21 protein-coding genes are annotated in these 21,491 nt (G+C 47.6%); 9 read left to right on the plus strand and 12 right to left on the minus strand.

What is annotated here, in order from left to right:
• Positions 1 to 38: 38 nt before the first annotated feature.
• Both FZD51_RS09830 and FZD51_RS09835 read left to right on the plus strand, forming a co-directional pair.
• Complete coding sequence (locus FZD51_RS09830) at positions 39 to 164, plus strand: YfhE family protein (RefSeq protein ID WP_009795189.1); 126 nt, start codon at positions 39 to 41, stop codon at positions 162 to 164.
• Between the two features lie 90 nt (positions 165 to 254).
• Positions 255 to 437 carry a YfhD family protein gene (locus tag FZD51_RS09835; RefSeq protein ID WP_022543504.1) on the plus strand — a complete coding sequence of 61 codons (183 nt, stop codon included), beginning with the start codon at positions 255 to 257 and terminating at the stop codon, positions 435 to 437.
• A gap of 76 nt (positions 438 to 513) precedes the next feature.
• Here FZD51_RS09835 and FZD51_RS09840 read toward each other — a convergent pair whose 3' ends face one another.
• Positions 514 to 1,023: a DoxX family protein gene (locus tag FZD51_RS09840; protein WP_148974611.1), complete on the minus strand. Its 510-nt coding sequence runs from the start codon at positions 1,021 to 1,023 to the stop codon at positions 514 to 516.
• A 504-nt stretch (positions 1,024 to 1,527) separates the two neighbouring features.
• Here FZD51_RS09840 and FZD51_RS09845 point away from each other — a divergent pair.
• The 4 genes from FZD51_RS09845 to FZD51_RS09860 all read left to right on the plus strand — a co-directional run bounded on the left by FZD51_RS09845 (position 1,528) and on the right by FZD51_RS09860 (position 4,916).
• Entirely contained in the window at positions 1,528 to 1,851 is a 324-nt protein-coding gene (locus FZD51_RS09845; RefSeq protein WP_187445714.1) for a PadR family transcriptional regulator, read from the plus strand.
• The gene (locus FZD51_RS09850) at positions 1,848 to 2,717 is read left to right on the plus strand and encodes a permease prefix domain 1-containing protein (protein WP_148974613.1); all 870 of its coding nucleotides are present in this window, start codon (positions 1,848 to 1,850) and stop codon (positions 2,715 to 2,717) included. The genes FZD51_RS09845 and FZD51_RS09850 overlap by 4 nt, the downstream gene beginning before the upstream one ends.
• Before the next feature lie 13 nt (positions 2,718 to 2,730).
• Positions 2,731 to 3,780 (plus strand): TolB-like translocation protein, encoded by a 1,050-nt coding sequence (locus tag FZD51_RS09855; protein ID WP_148974614.1) that lies wholly within the window; start codon positions 2,731 to 2,733, stop codon positions 3,778 to 3,780.
• 80 nt (positions 3,781 to 3,860) lie between these two features.
• Positions 3,861 to 4,916, plus strand: a complete 1,056-nt coding sequence (locus FZD51_RS09860; RefSeq protein ID WP_148974615.1) for a M20 family metallopeptidase — start codon at positions 3,861 to 3,863, stop codon at positions 4,914 to 4,916.
• Between the two features lie 52 nt (positions 4,917 to 4,968).
• Here FZD51_RS09860 and FZD51_RS09865 read toward each other — a convergent pair whose 3' ends face one another.
• On the minus strand, positions 4,969 to 5,697 hold the full coding sequence (locus FZD51_RS09865) for a DsbA family oxidoreductase (protein WP_148974616.1): 729 nt from the start codon (positions 5,695 to 5,697) through the stop codon (positions 4,969 to 4,971).
• A 171-nt stretch (positions 5,698 to 5,868) separates the two neighbouring features.
• Here FZD51_RS09865 and FZD51_RS09870 point away from each other — a divergent pair, with 171 nt between their 5' ends.
• Positions 5,869 to 6,060, plus strand: coding sequence for an alpha/beta-type small acid-soluble spore protein (locus FZD51_RS09870; RefSeq protein WP_009795181.1), 192 nt, complete (start codon positions 5,869 to 5,871; stop codon positions 6,058 to 6,060).
• Positions 6,061 to 6,087: 27 nt separating this feature from the next.
• On the opposite strand, the gene FZD51_RS09875 is transcribed toward FZD51_RS09870, so the two are convergent.
• From FZD51_RS09875 to FZD51_RS09920, 10 genes are all read right to left on the minus strand, one after another.
• On the minus strand, positions 6,088 to 8,763 hold the full coding sequence (locus FZD51_RS09875; protein ID WP_148974617.1) for a YfhO family protein: 2,676 nt from the start codon (positions 8,761 to 8,763) through the stop codon (positions 6,088 to 6,090).
• Positions 8,727 to 9,137, minus strand: coding sequence for a GtrA family protein (locus FZD51_RS09880; RefSeq protein WP_148974618.1), 411 nt, complete (start codon positions 9,135 to 9,137; stop codon positions 8,727 to 8,729). The genes FZD51_RS09875 and FZD51_RS09880 overlap by 37 nt, the downstream gene beginning before the upstream one ends.
• Complete coding sequence (locus FZD51_RS09885; protein ID WP_148974619.1) at positions 9,118 to 10,089, minus strand: glycosyltransferase family 2 protein; 972 nt, start codon at positions 10,087 to 10,089, stop codon at positions 9,118 to 9,120. Before FZD51_RS09885 ends, FZD51_RS09880 begins: the two co-directional genes overlap by 20 nt.
• Positions 10,086 to 10,835, minus strand: a complete 750-nt coding sequence (locus tag FZD51_RS09890; protein ID WP_148974620.1) for a glycerophosphodiester phosphodiesterase — start codon at positions 10,833 to 10,835, stop codon at positions 10,086 to 10,088. The genes FZD51_RS09885 and FZD51_RS09890 overlap by 4 nt, the downstream gene beginning before the upstream one ends.
• A gap of 20 nt (positions 10,836 to 10,855) precedes the next feature.
• Positions 10,856 to 11,680, minus strand: a complete 825-nt coding sequence (locus FZD51_RS09895) for a carbohydrate ABC transporter permease (protein ID WP_148974621.1) — start codon at positions 11,678 to 11,680, stop codon at positions 10,856 to 10,858.
• Positions 11,681 to 11,695: 15 nt separating this feature from the next.
• Positions 11,696 to 12,562: a carbohydrate ABC transporter permease gene (locus FZD51_RS09900; RefSeq protein WP_148974622.1), complete on the minus strand. Its 867-nt coding sequence runs from the start codon at positions 12,560 to 12,562 to the stop codon at positions 11,696 to 11,698.
• 4 nt (positions 12,563 to 12,566) lie between these two features.
• The gene (locus FZD51_RS09905) at positions 12,567 to 13,646 is read right to left on the minus strand and encodes an ABC transporter ATP-binding protein (protein WP_148974623.1); all 1,080 of its coding nucleotides are present in this window, start codon (positions 13,644 to 13,646) and stop codon (positions 12,567 to 12,569) included.
• Between the two features lie 49 nt (positions 13,647 to 13,695).
• Entirely contained in the window at positions 13,696 to 14,523 is an 828-nt protein-coding gene (locus FZD51_RS09910; RefSeq protein ID WP_187445696.1) for an HAD family hydrolase, read from the minus strand.
• 76 nt (positions 14,524 to 14,599) lie between these two features.
• Positions 14,600 to 15,907, minus strand: coding sequence for an ABC transporter substrate-binding protein (locus FZD51_RS09915; protein ID WP_262380844.1), 1,308 nt, complete (start codon positions 15,905 to 15,907; stop codon positions 14,600 to 14,602).
• A gap of 274 nt (positions 15,908 to 16,181) precedes the next feature.
• Positions 16,182 to 16,856, minus strand: coding sequence for a glycerol-3-phosphate responsive antiterminator (locus FZD51_RS09920; RefSeq protein WP_262380846.1), 675 nt, complete (start codon positions 16,854 to 16,856; stop codon positions 16,182 to 16,184).
• A gap of 152 nt (positions 16,857 to 17,008) precedes the next feature.
• Here FZD51_RS09920 and FZD51_RS09925 point away from each other — a divergent pair, with 152 nt between their 5' ends.
• Together FZD51_RS09925 and FZD51_RS09930 are read left to right on the plus strand one after the other, a co-directional pair.
• Positions 17,009 to 17,851 (plus strand): metallophosphoesterase family protein, encoded by an 843-nt coding sequence (locus tag FZD51_RS09925; RefSeq protein ID WP_148974625.1) that lies wholly within the window; start codon positions 17,009 to 17,011, stop codon positions 17,849 to 17,851.
• Between the two features lie 506 nt (positions 17,852 to 18,357).
• On the plus strand, positions 18,358 to 21,387 hold the full coding sequence (locus FZD51_RS09930; protein ID WP_148974626.1) for an efflux RND transporter permease subunit: 3,030 nt from the start codon (positions 18,358 to 18,360) through the stop codon (positions 21,385 to 21,387).
• Positions 21,388 to 21,491 lie beyond the last annotated feature (104 nt).

The following is a 21,491-nucleotide window of genomic DNA, read 5'->3' on the forward strand; positions in this document are numbered from 1 at the left end:
GAAAAGGAATTCATTTTTTTCGGAAGGGGATGTGCCACATGGATAAGAAGTCAAAGGATAAATCCAAAAGTACTTTATCAAGCATGCAGGAAGTTGTTTACTCCCGGGAGTTCAAGCTGGCAGACCAGGCCGGCGGCTTTACGAAGAAAAAATCCAAGCATTGATGTAAAATGCTCATAATTGCCTTGATAGGGCGCAAGCTAAGAGTGCGGAAGCCAATTCCGTACTTTTATTGTTGAAAGGGGTTTTTTCGAATGGGCCGTGCACATGGACATAAAACTCGGGATAAAAACAAAGCATCACTTCCACAAGTTCCGAAGAACATGAAATCAGATGGACTGGATGTCGAATTTGACCGCGACCTTGCAGACCATGATGATTTAGAAGCTATGGCACGTTCAAAAGCTGCCGATCAGCGCGCCAAAAACAGCCGCTGACCGGCTGAGGGCATTTGCCCGCACTCTCTCAGCATAAGAAAAGCAGCAGGTCCAGAACCTGCTGCTTTTCTCTTTCCTAGTGCCCGTGGGCATGTCTGTTCGTAAAACCGTCCGCTTTATTTTTTTTTGCCATGTTCTTAAGGTATGGAATCATAATGCGGTCAGCGCCCCAGTAATAGGCTGCCCCGCCTGCAAATAAGAGAAGGATCGCCGCTGTATAGAGAATTGGATTCGTGCTTACTGTACCGGCCAGAAGGAAATTAAGATTCATGAATGCTCCCGCGATCAAGGCAGGAATGGTTGCAGCCCCAAGTACTAGCCCGGCCCCTACAAGAAGTTCTCCCCAAGGTATCAGAACATTGAACAAACCTACATTCGGAAGGGCGAAGTTTTCAAGGAAACCGGCATACCAGCTCTGTACAGCAGGATGATCTCCTCCTGCCTGGGCGATTGCCCCTTGCAGGAATCCCCCTGCATCAAAGCCATCCGCGAGCTTATGCCATCCCGCTTCTATCCATTGAATGCCCAGCCATATCCTTAATACAGTCCAAACTGCCGCTGCCTGTGGAGTTTTCAGCACTTTCATGATCATCGTCTCCCGCTTTGTTATTTTGTGAATCATTTCACAATAATGAACAAAAAAATAAGTTAAGCCGGCCAGCTTCCCAAAGAAAGTTTGTGAATGTTTTCACTTACTTTCTACACTTTTAATATACTCCATGTTTTTCCTTTCTGCAACGCACTTCACAATATGTTCATATTCTTTTTACTCTGTGAATAAAAAGTATCCACAACCCTGTGAATTTTGTGGATAATCTAAATAGTCTCATATTTACTAACGCTTTAATCAGTTAACATAATAATGAGCAAAACTTCTGATAATTCTGTGGATAATGTGGATATGTCTGTGGAATACTTTTCTGCTCATGTTTTTCCTGTTAATAAGTCTCTGGATAACATGCTATAAGACCTAGACACCTGAGTCTTTAAACCTATACGATGAATCAGATTAAACAATTTAAACCTTACCCTTGCAATACGAGGTACATCGTATTACACTGGTAGTAACATGAGGAAAAAGGTGATGGAAATGGATAAGGAAATGATGAAAGGGAGTACAGATCTCCTGCTCTTGTCGCTCATTGCCCAAAAGGATTCATATGGCTATGAAATCACAAAAATCCTTAAGGAAATCTCCGGTGAAGCTTATGTAATGGGCGAAGGCACTCTCTACCCTGCCCTCAAGCGCCTGGAGAAAAAGAAGTTTGCAGAGTCATACTGGAGCGAAACGGCAGCCGGCAGAAGGAAATATTACCGTATTACTGAGGACGGCCTGCAGGAGCTGGAAAAGAAGCGAAAGGACTGGAGCCTGATCGAAAGCATGATCCGCAAAAGCTCGGGGGGATTAACGTGAAATCGCAGCTTGAACGTTTTGTCATGAAAATTGTCCAGCATACCGAATGCTCCAAAGAAGAAAAAGAAGATCTATTCGAGGAGCTTATGATACATCTGCAGCTTTCAAAAGAGCACTTCCAGGAACAGGGCTTCAGTGAAAGCGAAGCCGAACAGAAAGCGATGGAACAGTTTGGCGAGAAAGGGGAAATCGGAAGCCAGATTCAGCAGTCTCTCTTTCCATACCGAAAAGAAATGATGCTGACGCTTGCCATCTCTTCCATCCTTTTTACAATTGGCGCTTATCTGGGACAGCTTTTGATCAATGGAGATGCCCATATCGGCTGGCTGCTGCTTTCCATGGGCGCGAGTTCCATGATCCTTTTCCTTGCCGTGAACCAGGTTTTCCACCTGAACCGGAAGCGCTGGATGAACTCTCTGCTGATTCTGCATATCCTTGTTTATGCGGCAGGCTATCTGCTGGCCGGCAATCTGGATCACGATATCTCGCTCGGCCTCTCTATTTGGGATTGGCTTAATATCCTGCTTGCCATTGTCCTTGTGTATCGGACGACTCTGTATGATTTCAGCGCCGGCAGCGGCAAGATGGATAAAACTTTGAAAAAACTCCATGCCATCAATATAACCGCCGGCGTCCTGATCATAGCTGCCTGCCTCTTCTTTGCCTGGGGAGGGCTGATCATGATCGGCCTCCACCCGGTCATATTGATTTCTTTGAGTCCAATACTCCTCTGGATCATCCTTTATATCATTCAGATCAAGATATCCGGGAGAAACAAAAAACTGGCATATGGGCTCTCAGCAATCCCATTCATTGCTATACTCGCAGGCCTTGCCCTTATCTATGCGCCTGCCCTGTTCCATTAGAAAGGAGCTCTCCATGAAAAAGAAAAGCATCATCCTTCTGTTTTCATTCATAGGAAGCATAACACTGCTGCTCATCCTTCTCGGGCTCAATCTGAATAAGCCTGAGAATGAAAAACAGAATGGACTGACCAATCAATATGATATATCTTCACAAAATACATTTGCTTATGTCATTTACAACGACGGCAAACCAAGTCTTATGCTGTATAACAAAGCAAAGAAAATCAATGCTGAGGCATTTTCCATGGACAGCTCAAAAATGATCCTTGATCCAAGCTTTTCCTATGACGGATCTCAGCTGAGCTTTATTTCAACGGATAAAGAGCGGGAAGATGAGTCAGAGCTTAAAAGCACCATCCACATCCTTGATTTAAGGACGAAAGATGTGACTGACCTATTCACCGGGGATTCCCTGATTACGGAAATCGAGTTTTCACCGGTTGACGCTACCCTCTATTATTTGCGGGCCGGCACCTTTGAGAACTATTCCCCTATTGTCAGCAAGCGGCCGCATGACCTTGATGTCTGGTCATTTGATCCGGCTGAAAACGAACATAAGCAAATAACTGAACTGAAGAGCTATTCCATGCACAGCCTTCACGTCAGCCCCGGGGAAGACAGCGTTTTTATCCAGATGGATGATGACCAGGGTGCTGATACACCTGAGGAAACCTTTGAGGTAAAACAGCGCATATTTGAAATTCCCATAGATAACCCTGATAGCATGAAGGTTACAGGAGATCATGACAGAAAAACAGATGTTTTTGATTTCACCTTCTCTCCTGATGGCAACACAATGATCTTTCAATCCATCAGCAATCCTGATGAAGGGGGAACCTATGAATATGAGCTGTATACAATGGATGCAGCTTCCGGCAAGGAAGCCCAGCTCACCCATTTAGGGGAGTATACAGACAGGCCAGTATTCAATGCGGATGGCGGCCGGGTGTATTTTATGGTCGACAGGCAGTTTGCCAAAGGCTCTCCGGAGTATCATCTGTACAGTGTGAAACCGGATGGCAAAGATTTAAAAGAAGCTGAACTGCCTCTTTCTAATAATTAGAAAGAGGCTTTTTCTCTTTTAAAATCATAAATACAGGGTATATGTCCTATAACCCACAGACAGAGGAGGTAAAAGTAGCAATGCTTGAAAACCTGCTGAAAGAGCTGATCAGCATAGACAGCTCGGACAAAGAAGGGGCCAATGAAGCTGTTGCCTATTGCGGGCACTGGCTGGAGGGCCACGGGCTCCCTGTACATATCATTGAAAATAACGGCTACAAAATGCTTGTTTCGGAGATAGGGAGCGGAGATGAAACCATTGTCTGGAACGGCCATGTGGATGTTGTTTCAGGCAAAGAAGATCAGTTCATCCCCGTAGAAGTGAAAGACAAGATTTATGGCAGAGGCGCCGCCGATATGAAAGCTGGCGTGGCAGCCATGATGTGCGCCTTCAAAGAGCTGAAGGAGGCGCCGCTTGGGGTCAAGCTTCAGCTTCAGATCGTTTCTGATGAGGAAATCGGAGGGTTCAACTGCTCCGGCTACCTTGCCGAAAATGGATACCGCGGCGATTTTGTCATCTGCTCAGAGCCGACCCAGCTTGGAATCGCCCTCCAGGCAAAGGGCGTCATGCGCCTCGAAATTGCCATTGATGGAGATCCGGCCCACGGAAGCCGGCCATGGGAAGGCATCAATGCGATTGAAAAGGCGTCTGAAGTCCATGGAAAGCTGAAGGAGCTCCCTTTTGCCAAAGAAAGCTCCGAATTCTATCCTTCCCCTTCCATCAACCTGGCCAAAATCCGCGGCGGTGATGTGTATAATAAAGTCCCGGAGAAATGTGAGCTTTTTTATGATATACGCTATCTGCCAGGCCAGGATAAGGATGAGATCATTAAACAGATCGAATCGATCACGGACGGCGAAGTGCTTGTCAGCATGTTCAGCAAACCGCTGGAAACGGCAAGGGACAACCCATTCATCTTAAAGCTGGAGCCGGTCGTTGATCGGCATATTAAAGATGAAGCGGTCTTTTTCGGACAGCATGGCTCGGCCGATACCGTCTTTTTTGCCAACTACGGCATCCCTGCCATCGAATTCGGACCGAGCGGACTGCATTGGCATGGCGATAAAGAATATGTACTGCCGGAGTCTGTTCATGTATACAAGGAGATGCTGGTTGATTTTGCTGAAAGTTTTTAAAGAAAGGGGTTCGAAATATCTCTATTTCGAACCCCTTTTAGTCTGTTTCAATCTATTCTTTTTCCGGAACGATGCAGCTTCCATCCGTACAGCTGGCATCAGCCGCACCTTCCGGGGACAATTCCTGCAATTTCACTACAGGATTTTCTTCTTCCCACACCTTCTGGAGAGCGCTGGCAAAGGTTTCGGCAGGCTGGGCGCCTGAGATGGCATATTTTTGGTTGATGACAAAATAAGGGACTCCCGTAACTCCATATTGCTGGGCAATCCTTTCATCGATCCTTACATCATTGGCATAGGCCGTCTCATCCTGAAGAACGCTGAGCGCCTCTTCCCTGTCCAATCCTGCTGCTTCCGCAAGACCGGCCAGTTCCTGGTGATCGCCTATGTTTTTTGATTCTTTGAAATAAGCGTTAAGGAGCTTTTCTGTCAGAACAGCTTCCCTGCCCTTTGTTTTAGCGAATTTAGCCAACCTATGGGCATCAAAGGTATTGCCCGGCTTCATTTCATCAAAATTGAAGGTCAGGCCGACGCTGGCTGCCTGCTGCCCCACTCCCACATTGGCCTGCTTCGCCTGCTCGATGCTCATGCCATATTTTTCAGCGAGTGCCTCATGAATGCTTCTCCCAGAGTAAGGAGCGGCATTCGGATCGAGCTCAAAGCTCTTGAACTCCACCTCTACCTGATCCCGGTAAGGGAAATCCATCAATGCCCCTTCCAGGCGGCGTTTTCCTATATAACAAAACGGACAGACAAAATCCGACCATACTTCTATTTTCATCCTGGACACCTCATTTCTTAACTATCCCCATACTAGCACATCTTATCCCAAAACCCTCAGGCGGATGCTCAGGCATGCTTTCCCCGATTGTCTGTATCAGGCAGCCTGCATCAGGTTAAGTTAAAAAAGAACAATACCCATTGTTCAATCCTTCGTCGGGAGTGATGGATCATGGCAAGAAACAAACTGTTGGTTCCTGGTTCAGCTAATGTACTTGATCAGATGAAGCAAGAAATAGCCAATGAGTTTGGAGTTGAGCTTGGTGCTGAAACGACCGCGCGGGCAAACGGCTCTGTCGGCGGCGAGATGACAAAGCGCCTTGTCGCCCTCGGAGAGCAGCAGCTCCAGAACAGGCAGCAATAGCGGGCCTTTGTGGAGCGGGAGACCCTTTTAGCGGGGGTCTCCTTTTTCTATGGGCTGGCGAACGGACATGTGCCTTGATTTTTTAAAGAGCGCAGCAAGGCAAATGCTGATTGCTGCAATAGAAAGCGCAAGCAGCTGAAAGAAATACGGCGGATAATAGACCAGCTCGATCCTGTTCTGCCCTTCCTGCAGCCGGAAGCCTGTAAAGGCATAATTGGCCTTCAGCAGCTCTTCTTCCTCTCCATTGATCTTTAAGCGCCAGCCTTTTTCAAAAGGCAGCGGAATGATTGCATAATGCTCACCGCCTTCATTTTGAAGCTCGAATGACAGACGGTTTCCTGACCACTCTGCTTCAGGCGGAACATGGCGGTGCTCTTCTTTTTTCACACTTTCCAGCACCTCAAAGGTTTCTTCATAAAGCTTAAAGTCCTTTAAATGATATTCTCCCTTTGGCATCCTAAGGGAAATCCGGTCCGCTGCCTTGACCCTGATGATCAGGTCATCCACACCTGTCCGGTAAATAGACCCTTCTTCTTTCCTGATTGTCTGGAACTCATTGACCTCAAGGATAAATTCTTCTTTGTTGTTGATGCCATCAATATTGAAGCCAACCAAATAGTCTTTTGCAGAAGGATTTCTTTCACTGATCAATAAATCGATGCCGCCTTCCTCACCGCTGACCTTGAGTTTTCCGCCAGCATACTCAGCGTTTACCGGCTTGAATTCTGCCTGTGAAATCAGATTTCTGCTGTCCGGTATGGGGGCATTTGCTTTCCCCTTTTCAAGAACGATTCCCTTCAGCATCGCCTGTTCCTTCGCAGCGGGAGAACTTCCTTTCAGATCTTTTTCCAGATAAACGCTGTCAGCCGTCCGCACAAAAGGCAGGAGGTTTTCATTTTCATAAGCCTCATAACCGCCGGCGGAAGCTATTCTCTTAAAGCCGTAAGGAATGGAGGCATCTCCCTTCTCAGCAATATAATATTTTCCCATGAGGATGCTGTACAAATTAGCCCGGTCCCCAAGGGAAGCATAGCGGCTGACGCTGTCACGCCCCATATCGATTTCAAGATCCCTGAGATAAAACCATAGAAGCTCTTTATTAAGAATGCTGGAATAGACGCTCATGCCCTTGAAATCCTGGACAATCGGGGTATTATTCCTTAAAGGGATCATCCAGTCGATCCTTGCCAAAGGATCATCGTTACCCTCCTGTACCAGCCGGATGAGCTCCTGCTGGTCTGCACCGTTATAGTCACGGCTGTTCATGAACTCCTTTGATACACGATATTCCGTCCCTGTCACGGTCAAACGCTCTTCCTGATAAAAATTCGGGATCAGCACGCTGGTCAGGATGACAGCAGCTGAAACCAGTACTCCGGCCTTTTTTCTGAAAAATGCTGCCCCGAGAAGGAAAACAGCAGCCGAAATGAAGGCTGCAATCGCCATATAAGCATCCTGCACTTCTTCAAATTCCAGCTTAGGGTCAAAATGATAGAACAGTATGTAAAATAAAGCCGCTCCTGCTCCTGCTCCTGCTGATGCGAGCGGAAGAAGCTTGAGCCTGCCCGCCAGGGGGAGTGCAGCCCCTGCCGCCCCGCCGGCTGCAAGTGACAGCATATATTCCCAGCGGTACTGTGGAGCAGAAAAACCATTGAATAAGCTGCCTATAAACGGACTGAAATGCAGGATGGACAGAACGATCGTCATTACAGCAAAAAACCTGAAATGCCTGTTCCTGTATAAAGGCTTTGCCAGCAGGCAGATGAGAACAAATGCCGGCAGATAGACAATTCTTCCGTTCAGCAGCAGATTGTCAATAAACTCAAAAGCAGGGATATGATCCTCATATGCAGGTCGGTAATTGTTCAAATAGCCATATACGGCAGGAAAAAACGAAAAGCCGCTGATGCAGAATCCTGCGGCCAGCCCGATAATATAATGCTTCAGCTGGATCAGCTTGGCCCGCCCGTTTCCATCAAACGGGAAAATCCAGCGAAACAGGACATAAACGCCGGACAGAAGGAAATTAACATAAGCAAAATAAAAATTGTCAAACAAGCTGATGGACACCGCTCCAATAAACAGGCCAACACCCTTCCCCCGCATGATCCTTTCAATCCCTATCAGGAGGAGGAGAAGCCAAAGCATGCTGTCGGCAAAAAACTCCCAGTAGGTGACATGCCTGAAATAAATGATGCTCGTGCCGTAAATAACAGCGCCAGTAAAGGCAGGCAGTGCTTTCATTCCCAGCACCCTGAAATAACAGGAGGCCAGAATCAGGATGCCTGTCAGCCTGATGATGCTTACAATGAGGATGATGTCAGCCCAGTAAAAAATATCCGGCGCCCCGATCAGGCCGAGACTCTCAAGTATATAGGTTACAAGCATCGTAATCAGAAAGAAGATAGAAGTAGCAAAATAATAGCCAAGCTGGGTATAGGTGCCCCCGCCGAACCCGAAGTCAGGCGAATAGAAAAACTCCCCGCTGGTGTACTGCTCATATAAGAGCTGCTTGAACGGCTGCATTTGCGACAATCCATCGTTCATCCCGGTCATATAGCGGCCCTCGAACCACTCAGAAATAAAAAACATATGGCTCAGCACAGCTGCCAGCAGACAGAAGAAGAATAAGGCAGCATTAGGCCATCTGTCTGCCTGAAGAAAATTTAATAAGTTTGGTATGTAGCTTCGCGCTTTTTGCATGATGTTTTCAGGACTCTCCCCGTTAAAATGAAAGTAGCTGGCAAAGTAAAGACGACTGCAATGACCGGTGCAAAGCTGCTGCTCACCTTCAGCCCATCGACAAGTATGAACAAGATGACTGCAGTCATGCCCGTATTGAACAGCTGTGTCAGCGGAAAGCGGATGAACGCCCCCCATGTCGGCTTCACTCTATATGTAAATAGAGTATTCAGGAAAAAAGAACTTATCAGGCTGCTTGCGAAACCTATACTATGCGCCAGGAAATAATAGAACCCTGCAAAATGGAGAAGAACAAGATAGATTGAATAATAGTGCAGAGTATTCACCCCGCCGGTCACGGCAAAGCGGAAAAATTCACTGCGTATGAACCGCATGCTTTTCCCCTCTTTCGCTTGCTTGCTGAATATTGGTCTGCTGAATCAGATAATGCGGCCTTTTTTTGGTTTCATAATAAATGCGGCCGATGTATTCACCGACGATTCCCATGCAGACAAGCTGAATTCCTCCCAGGAAAAGGACAGCAGATATGGTCGTAAAATAGCCGGGAACAGAGACTCCATGCTGCATGATCTGAACAAAGGTAAATCCGATATATCCGAGCGACAGCAGCAGGACAAAAGCACCAAGGTAAAAGCATGCCCTGAGCGGCTTGTGGTTAAAAGAAACGATCCCATCAATGCCGTAGTTCAGCAGTTTGGGGAATGACCATTTTGTCTCCCCCGCTTCCCTTTGGACATTCTCGTATTCTATTATTTTCTGCTCGAAACCGATCCATGAATAAAGTCCCTTGGAGAAGCGGTTTCCTTCACTGAGCAGAAGGAGCGCCTTTGCTGCTTCTTTGCTCAGCAGCCGGAAATCCCCCTCACCGTCTGACAGCTGCACGTCCACTGCCCTGTTCACAAAACGGTAGAAGCAGGAGGAAACGAATGAACGCACCGGAGAATCTCCCGTACGGTTCCTTTTGGCAATCACCTGCCCATACCCCTCTTCATATCCCCTCACCAGCTGGCAGATCAGGGAAGGCGGATGCTGAAGGTCAGCATCCATCATGATGACTGCATCACCTTCTGCGTTCCGGAGTCCGGCAAGCATGGCCGCCTCCTTCCCGAAATTCCTTGTAAATGATATAAATTTGACTTCCTCATGGTGAAAAGCCAGCCGATGGATGGTTTCCATCGTGCCGTCCGAGCTTCCGTCATCAATAAACAGGATTTCATATTGATAAAAGAGGCTTGCCATTTCCGTCCGGATTGCCTCCAGCACCTTGGGAATATTTTCAGCTTCATTATAGGAAGGGATGATAAATGATATTTTTGCCTGATTCATTCTGCTGCCTCCATCTGCTTTTCCGGCTGGCCGACCATGATTTCCGGATGGTTGGTTGTAATCTGGATGCTTCCGCCCAATTCCTGCACCTTTTTCAAAGCTTCTTTGCCGTTGACTGTCCATGTGCCGATTTCAATGCCGGCGTCCAGCAGGGATTCGACCAGCTCACGGGAGAGAAAGCCATAGTGTACGGATACATGGCTTGCACCTGTATATGCTGCCTGCTCTGCCAGGAGAGTCGCATGGCCCAGGTAAATCAGGCCGGTGCGGATCCTCGGATCCAGCACTTTCAGCTTTAGAAGTGAATGATGATCAAAAGAGATGACCAGGGCCTCTTTATAGAGCGAATATTTCCTGATCAATCCTGCCACTTTTTCTTCAAGGCCTTCATACATTCCGGCCATCTGCTTCAGCTCAACGAAAAGCTTCTTTTTTCCTTTGGCCATCTGGATGATTTCCTCCAGCGAGGATATCGTTTCGCCGGAATACTCAGGGCTGAACCATGAGCCTGCATCAAGGAGTGCCAGTTCGGCGGCAGTATGGTCCTTCACGTATCCGCTCCCGTTAGTTGTCCGTTCCAACGTGTGATCATGAATGACAACAGGGACCCCATCCCTTGATAAATGGACGTCCAGCTCTATGGCAGAAATCATAGGGTGCTCAAGGGCGAGCCGGAAAGCGGCCGCTGTATTCTCAGGGGCTTTCCCGCTCCAGCCGCGGTGTGCAACACAGGCATTCTTCAGCATCAATCATCATCCTTTCCTGTCTATTTGACTCCTGTATAAACAAAAGCACGGATAATCTGTCTTTGAGCAAAGAAAAAGGCAATAAGGATCGGCACAACAAGGATCATATTTCCTGCCATAAGCACATTCCAGGCAGTTCCTCCCTCTACTTCCCGAAGCTTGGATATCCCGAGCGGAAGGGTGCGCGCCACATCGCTTGTCGTCATGACAAGCGGCCAGAAATAATCATTCCAGTGCGTGATGAAGCTGAATAATCCAAATGTGATAAGAACAGGCTTTGCCATCGGGACCATGATGCGGAACATGATTTTCCATTCAGATGCTTCATCAAGCCGTGCAGCTTCCAGCAGTTCCTCAGGGACCTGCATGAACGACTGCCTGAGCATGAATATGCCAAAAGCACTGGAAGCAAACGGCAGGATCAGCGCCCACAGGGAGTCAAGCAGCCCCCAGGAGCTCATCTGCAGATAGACCGGCAAAAAGATAAGCTGAGAGGGAATCATCAGGGTAATCATAGTCACAGCAAAGAAAAATTTGCTTCCCCTGAAACGGTACCGGGCAAAAGCATAAGCTGCCGGTATAATCGTCAGAAACTGCAATATGAGGATTCCCGCTGAAACTATCAGACTGTTTAAGAAGTATCGGAAAAACGGCCCGGAGTTCCATGCCTTGGAGAAGTTTTCCCATTTGAACTCCTCCGGCAGCCATTTCGGCGGAAAAGTCATTGTTTCACCAAGCGTTTTAAAGGAAGTGGAAATCATCCAGACAAACGGAAGTGCAAAAACAGCAACAACCAGTAAGAGTGCGGCCAAATTGAAAAGCCTTCCTGCAGCTTTAAGCTTCATATATAATCCTCCACATCATCGGTAATGGACTCTCCGGGAAAGCAGCCTGAAGTAGACTACGGTCAAAAGGCTTACCAGAATCAGCAGCAGAACACCCGCGGCCGATGCATAGCCGATTTTGAAGAACCGGAAACCATACTCGTAAATATAGAAAACAAAGGTATTCGTCGAATTGATCGGCCCGCCCTGGGTCATGATCGCAATCGTTTCAAACACCTGGAATGATGCAATCAGGGAAATGATCGTCAGGAAAAAGAGCGTCGGTGACAGCATCGGGAGCGTCAGCTTGAAAAAGGTCCTCGCCTTATTCGCCTCATCCAGCTCTGCCGCTTCATAAATATCCTTCGGGATGCTCTGCAGCCCGGCAATGAAAATGAGCGTATTGAAGCCGATCCCTTTCCAGACCGCCACAATGACGAGAGAAAACAGCGAGGTCCCCGGATCTGTCAGCCATGGGACATTTGCGATGCCGAACAGGTTGAGAAACCAGTTCAGCAGTCCATAGTCAGTATCCATGAGCCACATCCAGAGCATCGACACTGAGACAAGCGAGATAATATGCGGGCTGAATATCGCACCCTGCACAAATCCGTACAGAGCTCCCTGCCTGTTCAGCCACAGGGCAAGCAGGAGAGAAACCGCCACTGTCAGTGATACTGTCAGTGCTGTGTATGTAAAGGTATTCTGCATCACTTCAATGAACTCACGCTCTGTGAAAAGCGCTTTGAAATTGCCGATACCCACAAAATCCTTAACAGGACTGACAAAGTTCCAGTCATGGAAGCTTAAATAAATCATGTATAAGATAGGATAAATGAAAAATAATCCGAAGATGGCAATCGATGGCGCAATCATGCCATACGGCCTCAGCTTATTCATCATGATGTCAGCGGCCTCCTTTTACCAGTACAGGCTCCTGAATGCTCATGCTTGCTGACCTGTCCCTTGTTCCATCTTTCGTAAAAAAGTAAAGCTTTTCATATGGAAGCCTTACATGCACATCCTGCAGATGGGGCATAGGATCAAGGAAGCTTTTCACATGCATGATGCCAGCCTTGCTTTGGACGGTATAAATGGTCTCAGAGCCCAGTGTTTCCATCGCGGCCACCCGGGCCGGAAGGATGATGCTGTGTGCATCAAAGGTATCCGCCGGAACAATTTCCATATGCTCAGGCCTGCATCCGATATAGGCTGCATCTCCGTCTGCAGCAGGCATATAATCAGAAAGCAGGGCTTTTTCCACGATGTTCATGGGAGGCGTCCCGATAAAGCCGGCGGCAAAAATATTCTCGGGATCATGATAGATGGCCATCGGGCTGTCAGCCTGCTTGATTTTACCTTTATCCAGAATGACGATTTCATCCCCCATCGACATGGCCTCCACCTGATCATGCGTCACATAAATGAAGGTTGTGCCCAGCTGCTTGTGAAGCTGGATCAGTTCTGTCCTCATCTGGACCCTCAGCTTTGCATCCAGGTTGGAGAGGGGCTCATCCAGAATGAATACCTTCGGCTTTTTTACCATGGCCCTGGCGAGCGCCACCCTCTGCCTTTGTCCGCCAGAAAGATGCTGCGGCTTTTTATCAAGATATTCCTCCAGGCCGACAATCCTTGAGATTTCAGCAATAAGCTGTTCCCGTTCCTGCTTAGGAACCTTTTTATTCACAAGCCCGAATTCAATATTCCCCCTGACCGTCATGGTCGGATACAGCGCATAGTTCTGGAATACCATGGCAATGCCGCGCTTCCCCGGCGCAAGATCATTCACCTTCTGGTCGTCGATCCAGATCTCTCCTCCTGATTCCTTTTCCAGTCCCGCTATCATCCGCAATGTCGTTGATTTTCCGCAGCCGGATGGGCCAACCAGTACTGTGAAGGATCCATCGCGGATGGTCAGATTTAAATCATTGATGATTTCTTCGTCTTTATAGGTTTTTGATATATTCACCAATCTGATTTCAGCCATGCCTTTTCATCTCCTGTTTTGAGTATTGGAATTTCTCCAGACAAGGATCCTAGATAGCCCCTGAAGGAACGGCCTCCAAAAGCCTTAAGAATCCGGCCAGCTCATCGATTGTTTTTACTGAATGGTCCCACTCATCTGAGCCGGCATGCTCATACCGGGATATCAGGCAGGTCCTGCCCCCAAGCTGTTTCACCGGGTAAAGGTCATTGAAGGGATTGTCCCCGACGGATAAGATTTCATGGGGCTGATAGCCTTCTTCCCCCAGCTTTTTCATGACGCCCCTGATGCCCTCAGGCTTCTGTGCATCCACTATGTATGTATCAAACAGATTTTCCAGCCCAAGGAAGCTGACAAATTCTTCAGCAGAAGGAGATGGGGTGTTGGTCATAAAAATCTTGCGACGGGCACCCATTTTGCCTACCGCTTCAATCAAACCTGGAAACACCTCGATCTGATGAGGTCCGGCAAGCATTTCCTTCCTGACTGTTTCGAACGCATTCAGCTGTTCTTCCGCATGGACGCCATGCCTTTTTGCAAGAATGGCTGCAATCCCCCATGGATCGCCTATGTAGAAAAGTCCGTCCATCTCTTCCTGGTTCAGTACCCCTTCCTTTCCATCCCATCCGAAGCAGCCTGTTGGTACAAGCCCTTCATGGCTGTATGCCCTTTTTCCATCATGACAGGACAAATAGCCGAACTTCACCGGATGCCTTCCCTCAAGAATCATATAAGCTTCATCAATGGCTGCCTGCAGCTCCTGTCCCTGCAGCCGGCTGCCAAGCATATGGCTGACATATCTCCCTAAAAAGGCATAATCCTGATATAAGGTGCCGTCCAAGTCGAAAATGGCCACTTTAATGTCTTTGTGCCAAGTCATTCTGCATTCCCCTTTCTTTATGAATGCCGGGGAAAAGGACTGCATCCCTCCCCCGGCAGCCTGATGCGATTATTGATTACTTAAGCAATTGATTGGCTTTTTCTGCAGCCTCATCAAGGGCGTCTTTTGGAGCAAGGCCATCTTCAAGCATGACCCTTGAAATTTGATCTGTCAGGATTTTAGCCACTTCCGGATAGGCTTCTGCCATCGGGCGGGCATGACCATACTGCAATTGGTCGACAGCCACTTTGAATTGCGGCATTTTCTCATATAGTGACTTCATTTCTTCAGAATCTACAGCTGAAAGGCGGCTTGGCAGATAGCCAGTATATTCGCTGGCATAAATGGTTTGTTCTTTTGCTGTCATCCATTTAATGAATTGCCATGCGGCATTTTGCCTTTCCTCATCAAGACCGGCTGTCATGACCAGGTTGGCGCCGCCTGTCGGCACTCCATTCACCTTATTGGCAGGCATGAAAGCAGTGTTCAGCTCAAAGCCCTGTTCTTCGGCAACGCTCAGGTTATAAGAAAGATCGGCTGTAGAAGAGAAAGCCATGGCCGAACGGCTGTTGGCAAAATCCTGCTTGGCTACTTCTGCAGCTGCTTCGCCGCTAGGAACCTTGATAACGCCTTTGTCGGCCATCTTCTTCCAGAATTCAAGCGCTTCAACACCTGCTTCTCCATTGAACTCAGCACTTTTTTCATCATCAGAAATCATTTGCCCTTCACCTTGTGCGACAAATGCTTCATACATCCAGATATTGACCGGCATCGTCATCCCGACCGTTTTCCCTTCTTTTGTGAGGGCAGTCAGATATTCTTCGAATTCCTTCCAATCCTTAGGTCCTGCCGGATCAAGGCCGGCTTCCTTCAGCATGGTCGTATTCATATACAGAATCGGTGTGCTTCGCAGATATGGAAGGCCGTAAAGCTTGTCATCCACATAGGAATTCCCCATCAGCCCAGGGTTGAAGTCATCCATATTGATATCATCTTTTTCAACGAATGGCGTGAGGTCCTGTGTCATGCCGGATTTAGCGAAAACGCCAATGGAAGCAATCTCATTCTGAGTGACCTCAGGAGCATTCTTGGCGGCAAAAGCAGCCTGTGTCTTGGAATGAAGCTCATCATAAGTCCCCTGGTATTCTGCTTCTACATAAATCTTGTCCTGGGATTCATTGAACATCTTGACGAGATTTTCATTATTCTCTCCAATTTTATCTCCCCACGCATACCAGTATTTGATATGGATTCTGTCATCACTGGCAGATGCTGTATTGTCTCCCGAAGATTTCGTTTCTGTACCGGCAGAATTATTGCCTGAGCATGCGGTTGCCATCAGCAGCATAAAAATCATTACGATAAGACCGGATATTTTCTTCACTTCATATTCCCCCGTTTTTCGATTGGATTGTGATCTGGCACTTGCATAAGGTAGTTCAGCTTAAGCAAGATTGGAGCTCTAAAGCTTTCAAGAAAATGGTCAAAGGTACTGGCCTGCCTCCTCACTTCCCAAAAAACTAAAGAGACCTCAAACAAACGGAATCATATTCTCCGTGTTTGAGGTCTCTCTGCATTGAACCTGTTTTCTATGTACTTGTCGATTATGATGTTACATCCCTTTTGCTAAGATAGTATTATGGAATTGTAAATTTTTATTAAACAGGCATTCTCGCATTTTTGCGCCCGGCCCTGCTTAAATCTTCCTTCCAGATCCCCGTATTGGAGGTCGTGACGGCCGCAGCCCCGCATGAGAGCGATTCTTCTGCATGCTCCCTTTCCGTCAGCAGCCCTCCCGTGATAACCGGCACCGGCAGCTTTTCCGAGAGTGATTGAATGATATGAGGAAGCCTTGAAGGCATGATTTCAATCATATCAGGGCCATCAGGTCCGCCCAGCTCCAGCACATGATCATATACTTCCGAATCTATCATGAATACACGCTGGATGACCATCAGGCGCCGCTTCTTAGCTTTTGCCGCGAGTCCCGGCTTTGTGGTCACAATGCCGAGCGGCTTGACATAATCAGCGATGAAATCCAGCCCTTCACTGTTAAGGCTCAGGCCCCCGATCTTTTCTATATGGATAAAAACAGGCAGCCCCTCCTTCCTGAAAAGATCTGCATAATTCTTAACAGACATGATATTCCCGGTCATCAGGAAGACAGCGCTGATTCTGTCTTTATGCTTGATCGCTTTTTCAATTCCGCAAGGCTCTTTGACTGCCGCAATCTTCCTGCATGCTTCAAGCCGTTCCAGAAATTTCGCTTTCTCTGCCAATGCTGCCACCCATAACACTCCATTTCTTAAAAAGATTCGCTGTCCGTGCTCCAATCCTTTCCCCTATTACAGTATCATAATCCTCTATGATAAAAAGGAACCGGGAGTCTCTTTAACCTGATTTTTACAATTCCCGTCATTTTTCTTAATATTCGGCCCTTACTGTTCTAAGTGAAAGGCAGTACATATGAAGGGAGAATAAAAAAATGAAAATTGCAATGATTGGAGATCTGCATTACCCGGCAATCAACGAAGAGGTTTTAGGACTCAAGGAAGCGCGTACAGCTTTCTATGAAACGTTCATGAATCACTTTCTGGATATCGAGGCTGATTTTCATGTTTCTATCGGTGACCTGACTAATTTCGGCCTTCCAAACGAGCTTGAGGAAATCTACAGCATCATCAGGCAAAAAGACCGGACCTTCTACCATGCACTTGGCAATCACGATGTATATGCGATGACAAAGAAAGAAGTGCTCGCCATCACCGGTCAAAAACAATATCACTCTTTCGAAAATGAAAAAGCCGTTTTCGCCTTCCTTGATACGGCAAGGGAAATGAACTATGAAGACTGGGGCGGCTGGATGGACGATGAGCAGCTGCACTGGTTCGAGAGAGTAGTGGCAGCTTCCGGCTCCAAGCCGCTTCTTGTGTTTGCCCATCATCCTGTCTATAACACAACAACCCGCTCAGATGGAGACAAAGGCTCCATCCACCGGGATATTGACATGTGGAAAGTGCTGAGCCAGAAGAAAGGGCTTGGCGTTTATTTCAACGGACATACCCATGTTGATTCCATCGTGCAGCAAAACAACTGGACCTTTGTACAAAAATCCGCCTGCCTTGACCAGCAGGCAGTCCGTGTCATCGAAATCGGCCAGGAAGAGATCTCCGTTTCCGCCATTGATCTGGATGATGATATCCTGGTCGAAAAAGCAGGATTCATCGCCGGAAACATCCCCCACTTCGGGCCAACCCCTGCTGCAAGAGGCACACAGGAACAGCGTGAGTGCCGCATTCCCCTCAATGCAGCTGCCTATCAGCTGTAAAATCAATGGAAGATAGACATGGCTGTGTGCTGTGTCTATTTTTTTTTGCCGGCGGAGAGGCGGTTTTTGCCGGCGGGATACTGGTTATGCATGTGCTGCCGGGTTTTTGGCCAGCATTCCGGAAGGTCGCAAATATATCCTGGGACTCGCAAATAAATCTGGAAAGTCGCTAATATATTCTGGGAATCGCAAATAAATCTGGAAAGTCGCTAATATATCTTCAAAGCCGCAAATAAAGCCTTAGCCTTCACACCCTGCTGAGCGCCAGCCCCTCGAGCCTGCCAACGCCCTGCTCTTTTCTAGGTCCCAAGTCTTAGTCAAAATATGTCTGAGGCTCAATCCGTTTTGTGCTGATTGAGTTTATGATTGAAACCAGAAACATATGGGATTTACTCCTTTAACAAGAAAATTTTACTAATTTATGTATTATTTTCTGCATCTGCTCTGTATGATTGATCCTTGGGAGCAAAAATCCATATTTTCATTTCACTAAAAGGAGAGTATTTATGAAACTGATCAAATTTATCGTTGAAAGAAAGATCCTGGTTGGACTTGTGGCGGTCCTGGTCCTGCTGACCGGGAGCTATGCAGTTCTTGAGCTTGATAAAGAGCTTATGCCTGTCATGAAAATGGATGGCGGCTATGCGGAGATCAACGCAGGAGAAATGCCTGCTATAGAAATCGAGCGATCGATTACCACTCCGCTCGAGCAGCAATTAAAAGGGCTCGACGGGGTTGAAGATGTAATGTCCACTACAATTGCCGGAAGAAGCTCCATCCAAATGGCCTTTGAGCAGGGCCGGGGTGACGAGGTTTTCAAAGAAGCGGAATCTGTCATCAATTCCTCCACTGCCGGGATATCTGCTGTAAAGGAAGTAGAGATGGGGCAATACGGCGCAAGCCAAAGCTATGAATTTTTCCTGGATCTGTCGAACGGCAACCTTGAGGATATAACCAGATTTGCAAAGGAAACATTGGAGCCGCGGCTTGAAGCTCTGCCTGAAGTAAGGGATGTATCGCTTTCCGGCATGGAAGAGGATGAAGTAAATATTCTCTTAAACCGGGAAGAAATGCTAAAAAAAGGACTGGATGCTGCTGGGGTGATGGCCGCCATCCAGCAGGTGAACAGCGAAGCGACACTCGGCCAGCTCAAGCTTGAAAAGGATTCCCCTTCTGTCCGCTGGAATACAAAGCCGGGTTCGGAAGATGACATAAGAAATATCGAAATTGCTTCCCCTGCAGGCTTTATCAAGCTTAGTGACATTGCTGATATTACAGTGGCTCCGCAGGAAAGTTCCTCTTTTGTCTGGAAAAATGGCACGAAGAATCTTGTGTTTGTACAGATTGGCCGGGTTTCTGATGCAACACAGATCGAAATGGCTGATGCTGTCCGTGGGGAAATTGAAAAAATCCGCGAAGAAGGGCTGATTAAGGGGTTCGAATTGAATGAGATGGTTGCGCAGGCTGACTATGTACAAGAATCCATTGACGGTGTCGCGTCCAACATCCTCATTGGAGGCATCATTGCTGTAGTGATTCTCCTGTTATTCCTGAGGAACTTGAGGGCCACTCTCATTGTCGGAATCTCTATCCCGACATCCGTACTTCTGACTTTCGCCTCTATGTGGGTGTTCGGATACAGCCTCAATATGCTGACACTCATTGGGCTGGGGTTGGGAATCGGCATGATGGTTGACTCCTCTATCGTCATCCTTGAATCCATCTATCGCAAAAAAGAACAGGGGCTGGCCCGTCTTGAGGCCGTCTTGGAAGGAACGAAAGAGGTATCGGCAGCCGTTATCGCAAGTATGCTCACAACCATCGTCGTATTTTTGCCGATCGGGCTGCTTGGCGGAGAAATGGGCCAATTTATGATCATTCTGTCCGCCGTTGTTGCAATCACACTGATCAGTTCAGTACTGGTTTCATTCACAGTCATCCCTTCCCTGTCTGAGAAATTCTTAAAGATTTCAAGCAAAAAGAAAGCCCGCAGGGAAGGGCCGCTGCTCCGTTTTTACAGCAGGGTGATTTCCTGGACTGTAAAGAAAAAGCGCCACAGTTTTGCAGTGATTGCAGCCTTTTTCCTCATGTTTGCAGGCTCGCTGCTGCTTATTCCAAAAATACCGATGACAATCATGCCGGATGTGTTCAACCGCTATTCCGAGCTGATGGTTGATTTGGAGACCGGAGTATCCATCAAGGAAAAAGAAGCGGTTGCCGCAAAAATGAATGAAAGCTTGAGCAAAATCAAAGATGTAGAATCCAATTATGTCATGGACAGCGGCGGTATGATGTACACCATCATCAATATGACCAAAGGGGATGATATTACAAAATCCCAGAAAGAGGTCAACGAGGAAATCATGAAGGCGCTGCGCGAGCTTGAGGATACCCAGCCAATTGAAAGCGTCCAGAGTGCGATGTCAGGCGGCGGCGGCTATCCTGTGCAAATTAATTTGAAGGGCGAAAGCTTTGAAGAACTGGAGACTGTTTCCGATTCTTTTGTAAAGGAACTTGGGAAAATAGATGGAATCGTCGCTATTACTTCTTCTATGAAACGCACATCACCTGAAGAGATCGTAGAATTAAAGGAAGACGAAATTGAAAAAGCCGGACTGTCCGGACTGCAGGTCAAGCAATTCATTGAACAGTCCTTTATGGAAATGCCGCTTGGCGAGGTTTCACTCAATGAAGAATCTGTTCCCCTCTCTTTAGGATGGAGCGAAAAGACGGCAACTAAAGAGGCGCTCATGAAGCTCTCCATCCCGGCTGCCGGCGGAGAAAAGAAGCTGTCAGAGCTGATCAGCCTAAGGAAAATCGATGCGCCGAATGAAATCTCCCATAAAGATGGTGAAAGATTCATATCGATTTCGGCTGATATTGAAGACAGGGATCTTGGCAGCATCAACCGTGATGTACAGAAACTGATCGAGGAATTTGACGCCCCGGCAGGCTACACTTTATCTGCAGCCGGAGACCTGGAGCAGCAGCAGGAACTGATCAAGGATATGGTCTTCATCCTTGCCATCAGCATTTTTCTTGTGTACCTTGTCATGGCAGTCCAATTCAATCACCTGGTTCAGCCGGTCATCGTCATGTCAGTCATCCCGATGACAATCGTCGGCGTAATCCTCGGGCTCTTCCTGACCCAGCGCGAGCTGAGCGTCATGTCGGCAATGGGAATCGTCATGCTGATCGGCATCGTGCTGAACAATGCCATCCTGCTGCTGGACCGGACCAACCAGCTGCGCAAAGAAGGAGCTGCAATCACTGATGCACTCATCCAGGCCGGAAAGGACCGGATCCGCCCGATCTTTATGACGACCCTGACAACAGCCGGCGGAATGCTGCCGCTGGCCCTTGCTTCCGGCACATCCGGAAACTATCAGGCGCCAATGGCAACAGTCCTCATCTCCGGGCTGATGTTCGCTACCTTTATAACACTTCTGCTGATTCCGGCTGTGTACCGCTTATTCAGCCGCTCTCCTAAGAAGACGGAGGAGCAGCCGGAGCCTGTGATGGAGAATGCAAGCTGATGAGAGAGGCCCCGCTTTTGGCGGGGCTTTCTTTTTTTGTTGAATAGTGCTTTTCTTGAACGTTTAGTTCTTTAAAAAAACAGACAGAGAAAGATTCCCCTGTC

Source organism: Bacillus infantis, from assembly GCF_008180445.1.
Lineage (GTDB): Bacteria > Bacillota > Bacilli > Bacillales > Cytobacillaceae > Bacillus_AB > Bacillus_AB infantis_B.

Bases quoted from the DNA above. Each gene is read 5' to 3' on its own strand.
- FZD51_RS09870 (WP_009795181.1), top strand. From the start codon at position 5,869: ATGGCAAGAAACAAACTGTTGGTTCCTGGTTCAGCTAATGTACTTGAT.
- FZD51_RS09930 (WP_148974626.1), top strand. From the start codon at position 18,358: ATGAAACTGATCAAATTTATCGTTGAAAGAAAGATCCTGGTTGGACTT.
- FZD51_RS09875 (WP_148974617.1), bottom strand. From the start codon at position 8,763: ATGCAAAAAGCGCGAAGCTACATACCAAACTTATTAAATTTTCTTCAG.
- FZD51_RS09925 (WP_148974625.1), top strand. From the start codon at position 17,009: ATGAAAATTGCAATGATTGGAGATCTGCATTACCCGGCAATCAACGAA.
- FZD51_RS09840 (WP_148974611.1), bottom strand. From the start codon at position 1,023: ATGAAAGTGCTGAAAACTCCACAGGCAGCGGCAGTTTGGACTGTATTA.
- FZD51_RS09905 (WP_148974623.1), bottom strand. From the start codon at position 13,646: ATGGCTGAAATCAGATTGGTGAATATATCAAAAACCTATAAAGACGAA.
- FZD51_RS09895 (WP_148974621.1), bottom strand. From the start codon at position 11,680: ATGAAGCTTAAAGCTGCAGGAAGGCTTTTCAATTTGGCCGCACTCTTA.
- FZD51_RS09890 (WP_148974620.1), bottom strand. From the start codon at position 10,835: ATGCTGAAGAATGCCTGTGTTGCACACCGCGGCTGGAGCGGGAAAGCC.
- FZD51_RS09835 (WP_022543504.1), top strand. From the start codon at position 255: ATGGGCCGTGCACATGGACATAAAACTCGGGATAAAAACAAAGCATCA.
- FZD51_RS09845 (WP_187445714.1), top strand. From the start codon at position 1,528: ATGGATAAGGAAATGATGAAAGGGAGTACAGATCTCCTGCTCTTGTCG.
- FZD51_RS09860 (WP_148974615.1), top strand. From the start codon at position 3,861: ATGCTTGAAAACCTGCTGAAAGAGCTGATCAGCATAGACAGCTCGGAC.
- FZD51_RS09900 (WP_148974622.1), bottom strand. From the start codon at position 12,562: ATGATGAATAAGCTGAGGCCGTATGGCATGATTGCGCCATCGATTGCC.
- FZD51_RS09865 (WP_148974616.1), bottom strand. From the start codon at position 5,697: ATGAAAATAGAAGTATGGTCGGATTTTGTCTGTCCGTTTTGTTATATA.
- FZD51_RS09885 (WP_148974619.1), bottom strand. From the start codon at position 10,089: ATGAATCAGGCAAAAATATCATTTATCATCCCTTCCTATAATGAAGCT.
- FZD51_RS09910 (WP_187445696.1), bottom strand. From the start codon at position 14,523: ATGACTTGGCACAAAGACATTAAAGTGGCCATTTTCGACTTGGACGGC.
- FZD51_RS09830 (WP_009795189.1), top strand. From the start codon at position 39: ATGGATAAGAAGTCAAAGGATAAATCCAAAAGTACTTTATCAAGCATG.
- FZD51_RS09880 (WP_148974618.1), bottom strand. From the start codon at position 9,137: ATGCGGTTCATACGCAGTGAATTTTTCCGCTTTGCCGTGACCGGCGGG.
- FZD51_RS09855 (WP_148974614.1), top strand. From the start codon at position 2,731: ATGAAAAAGAAAAGCATCATCCTTCTGTTTTCATTCATAGGAAGCATA.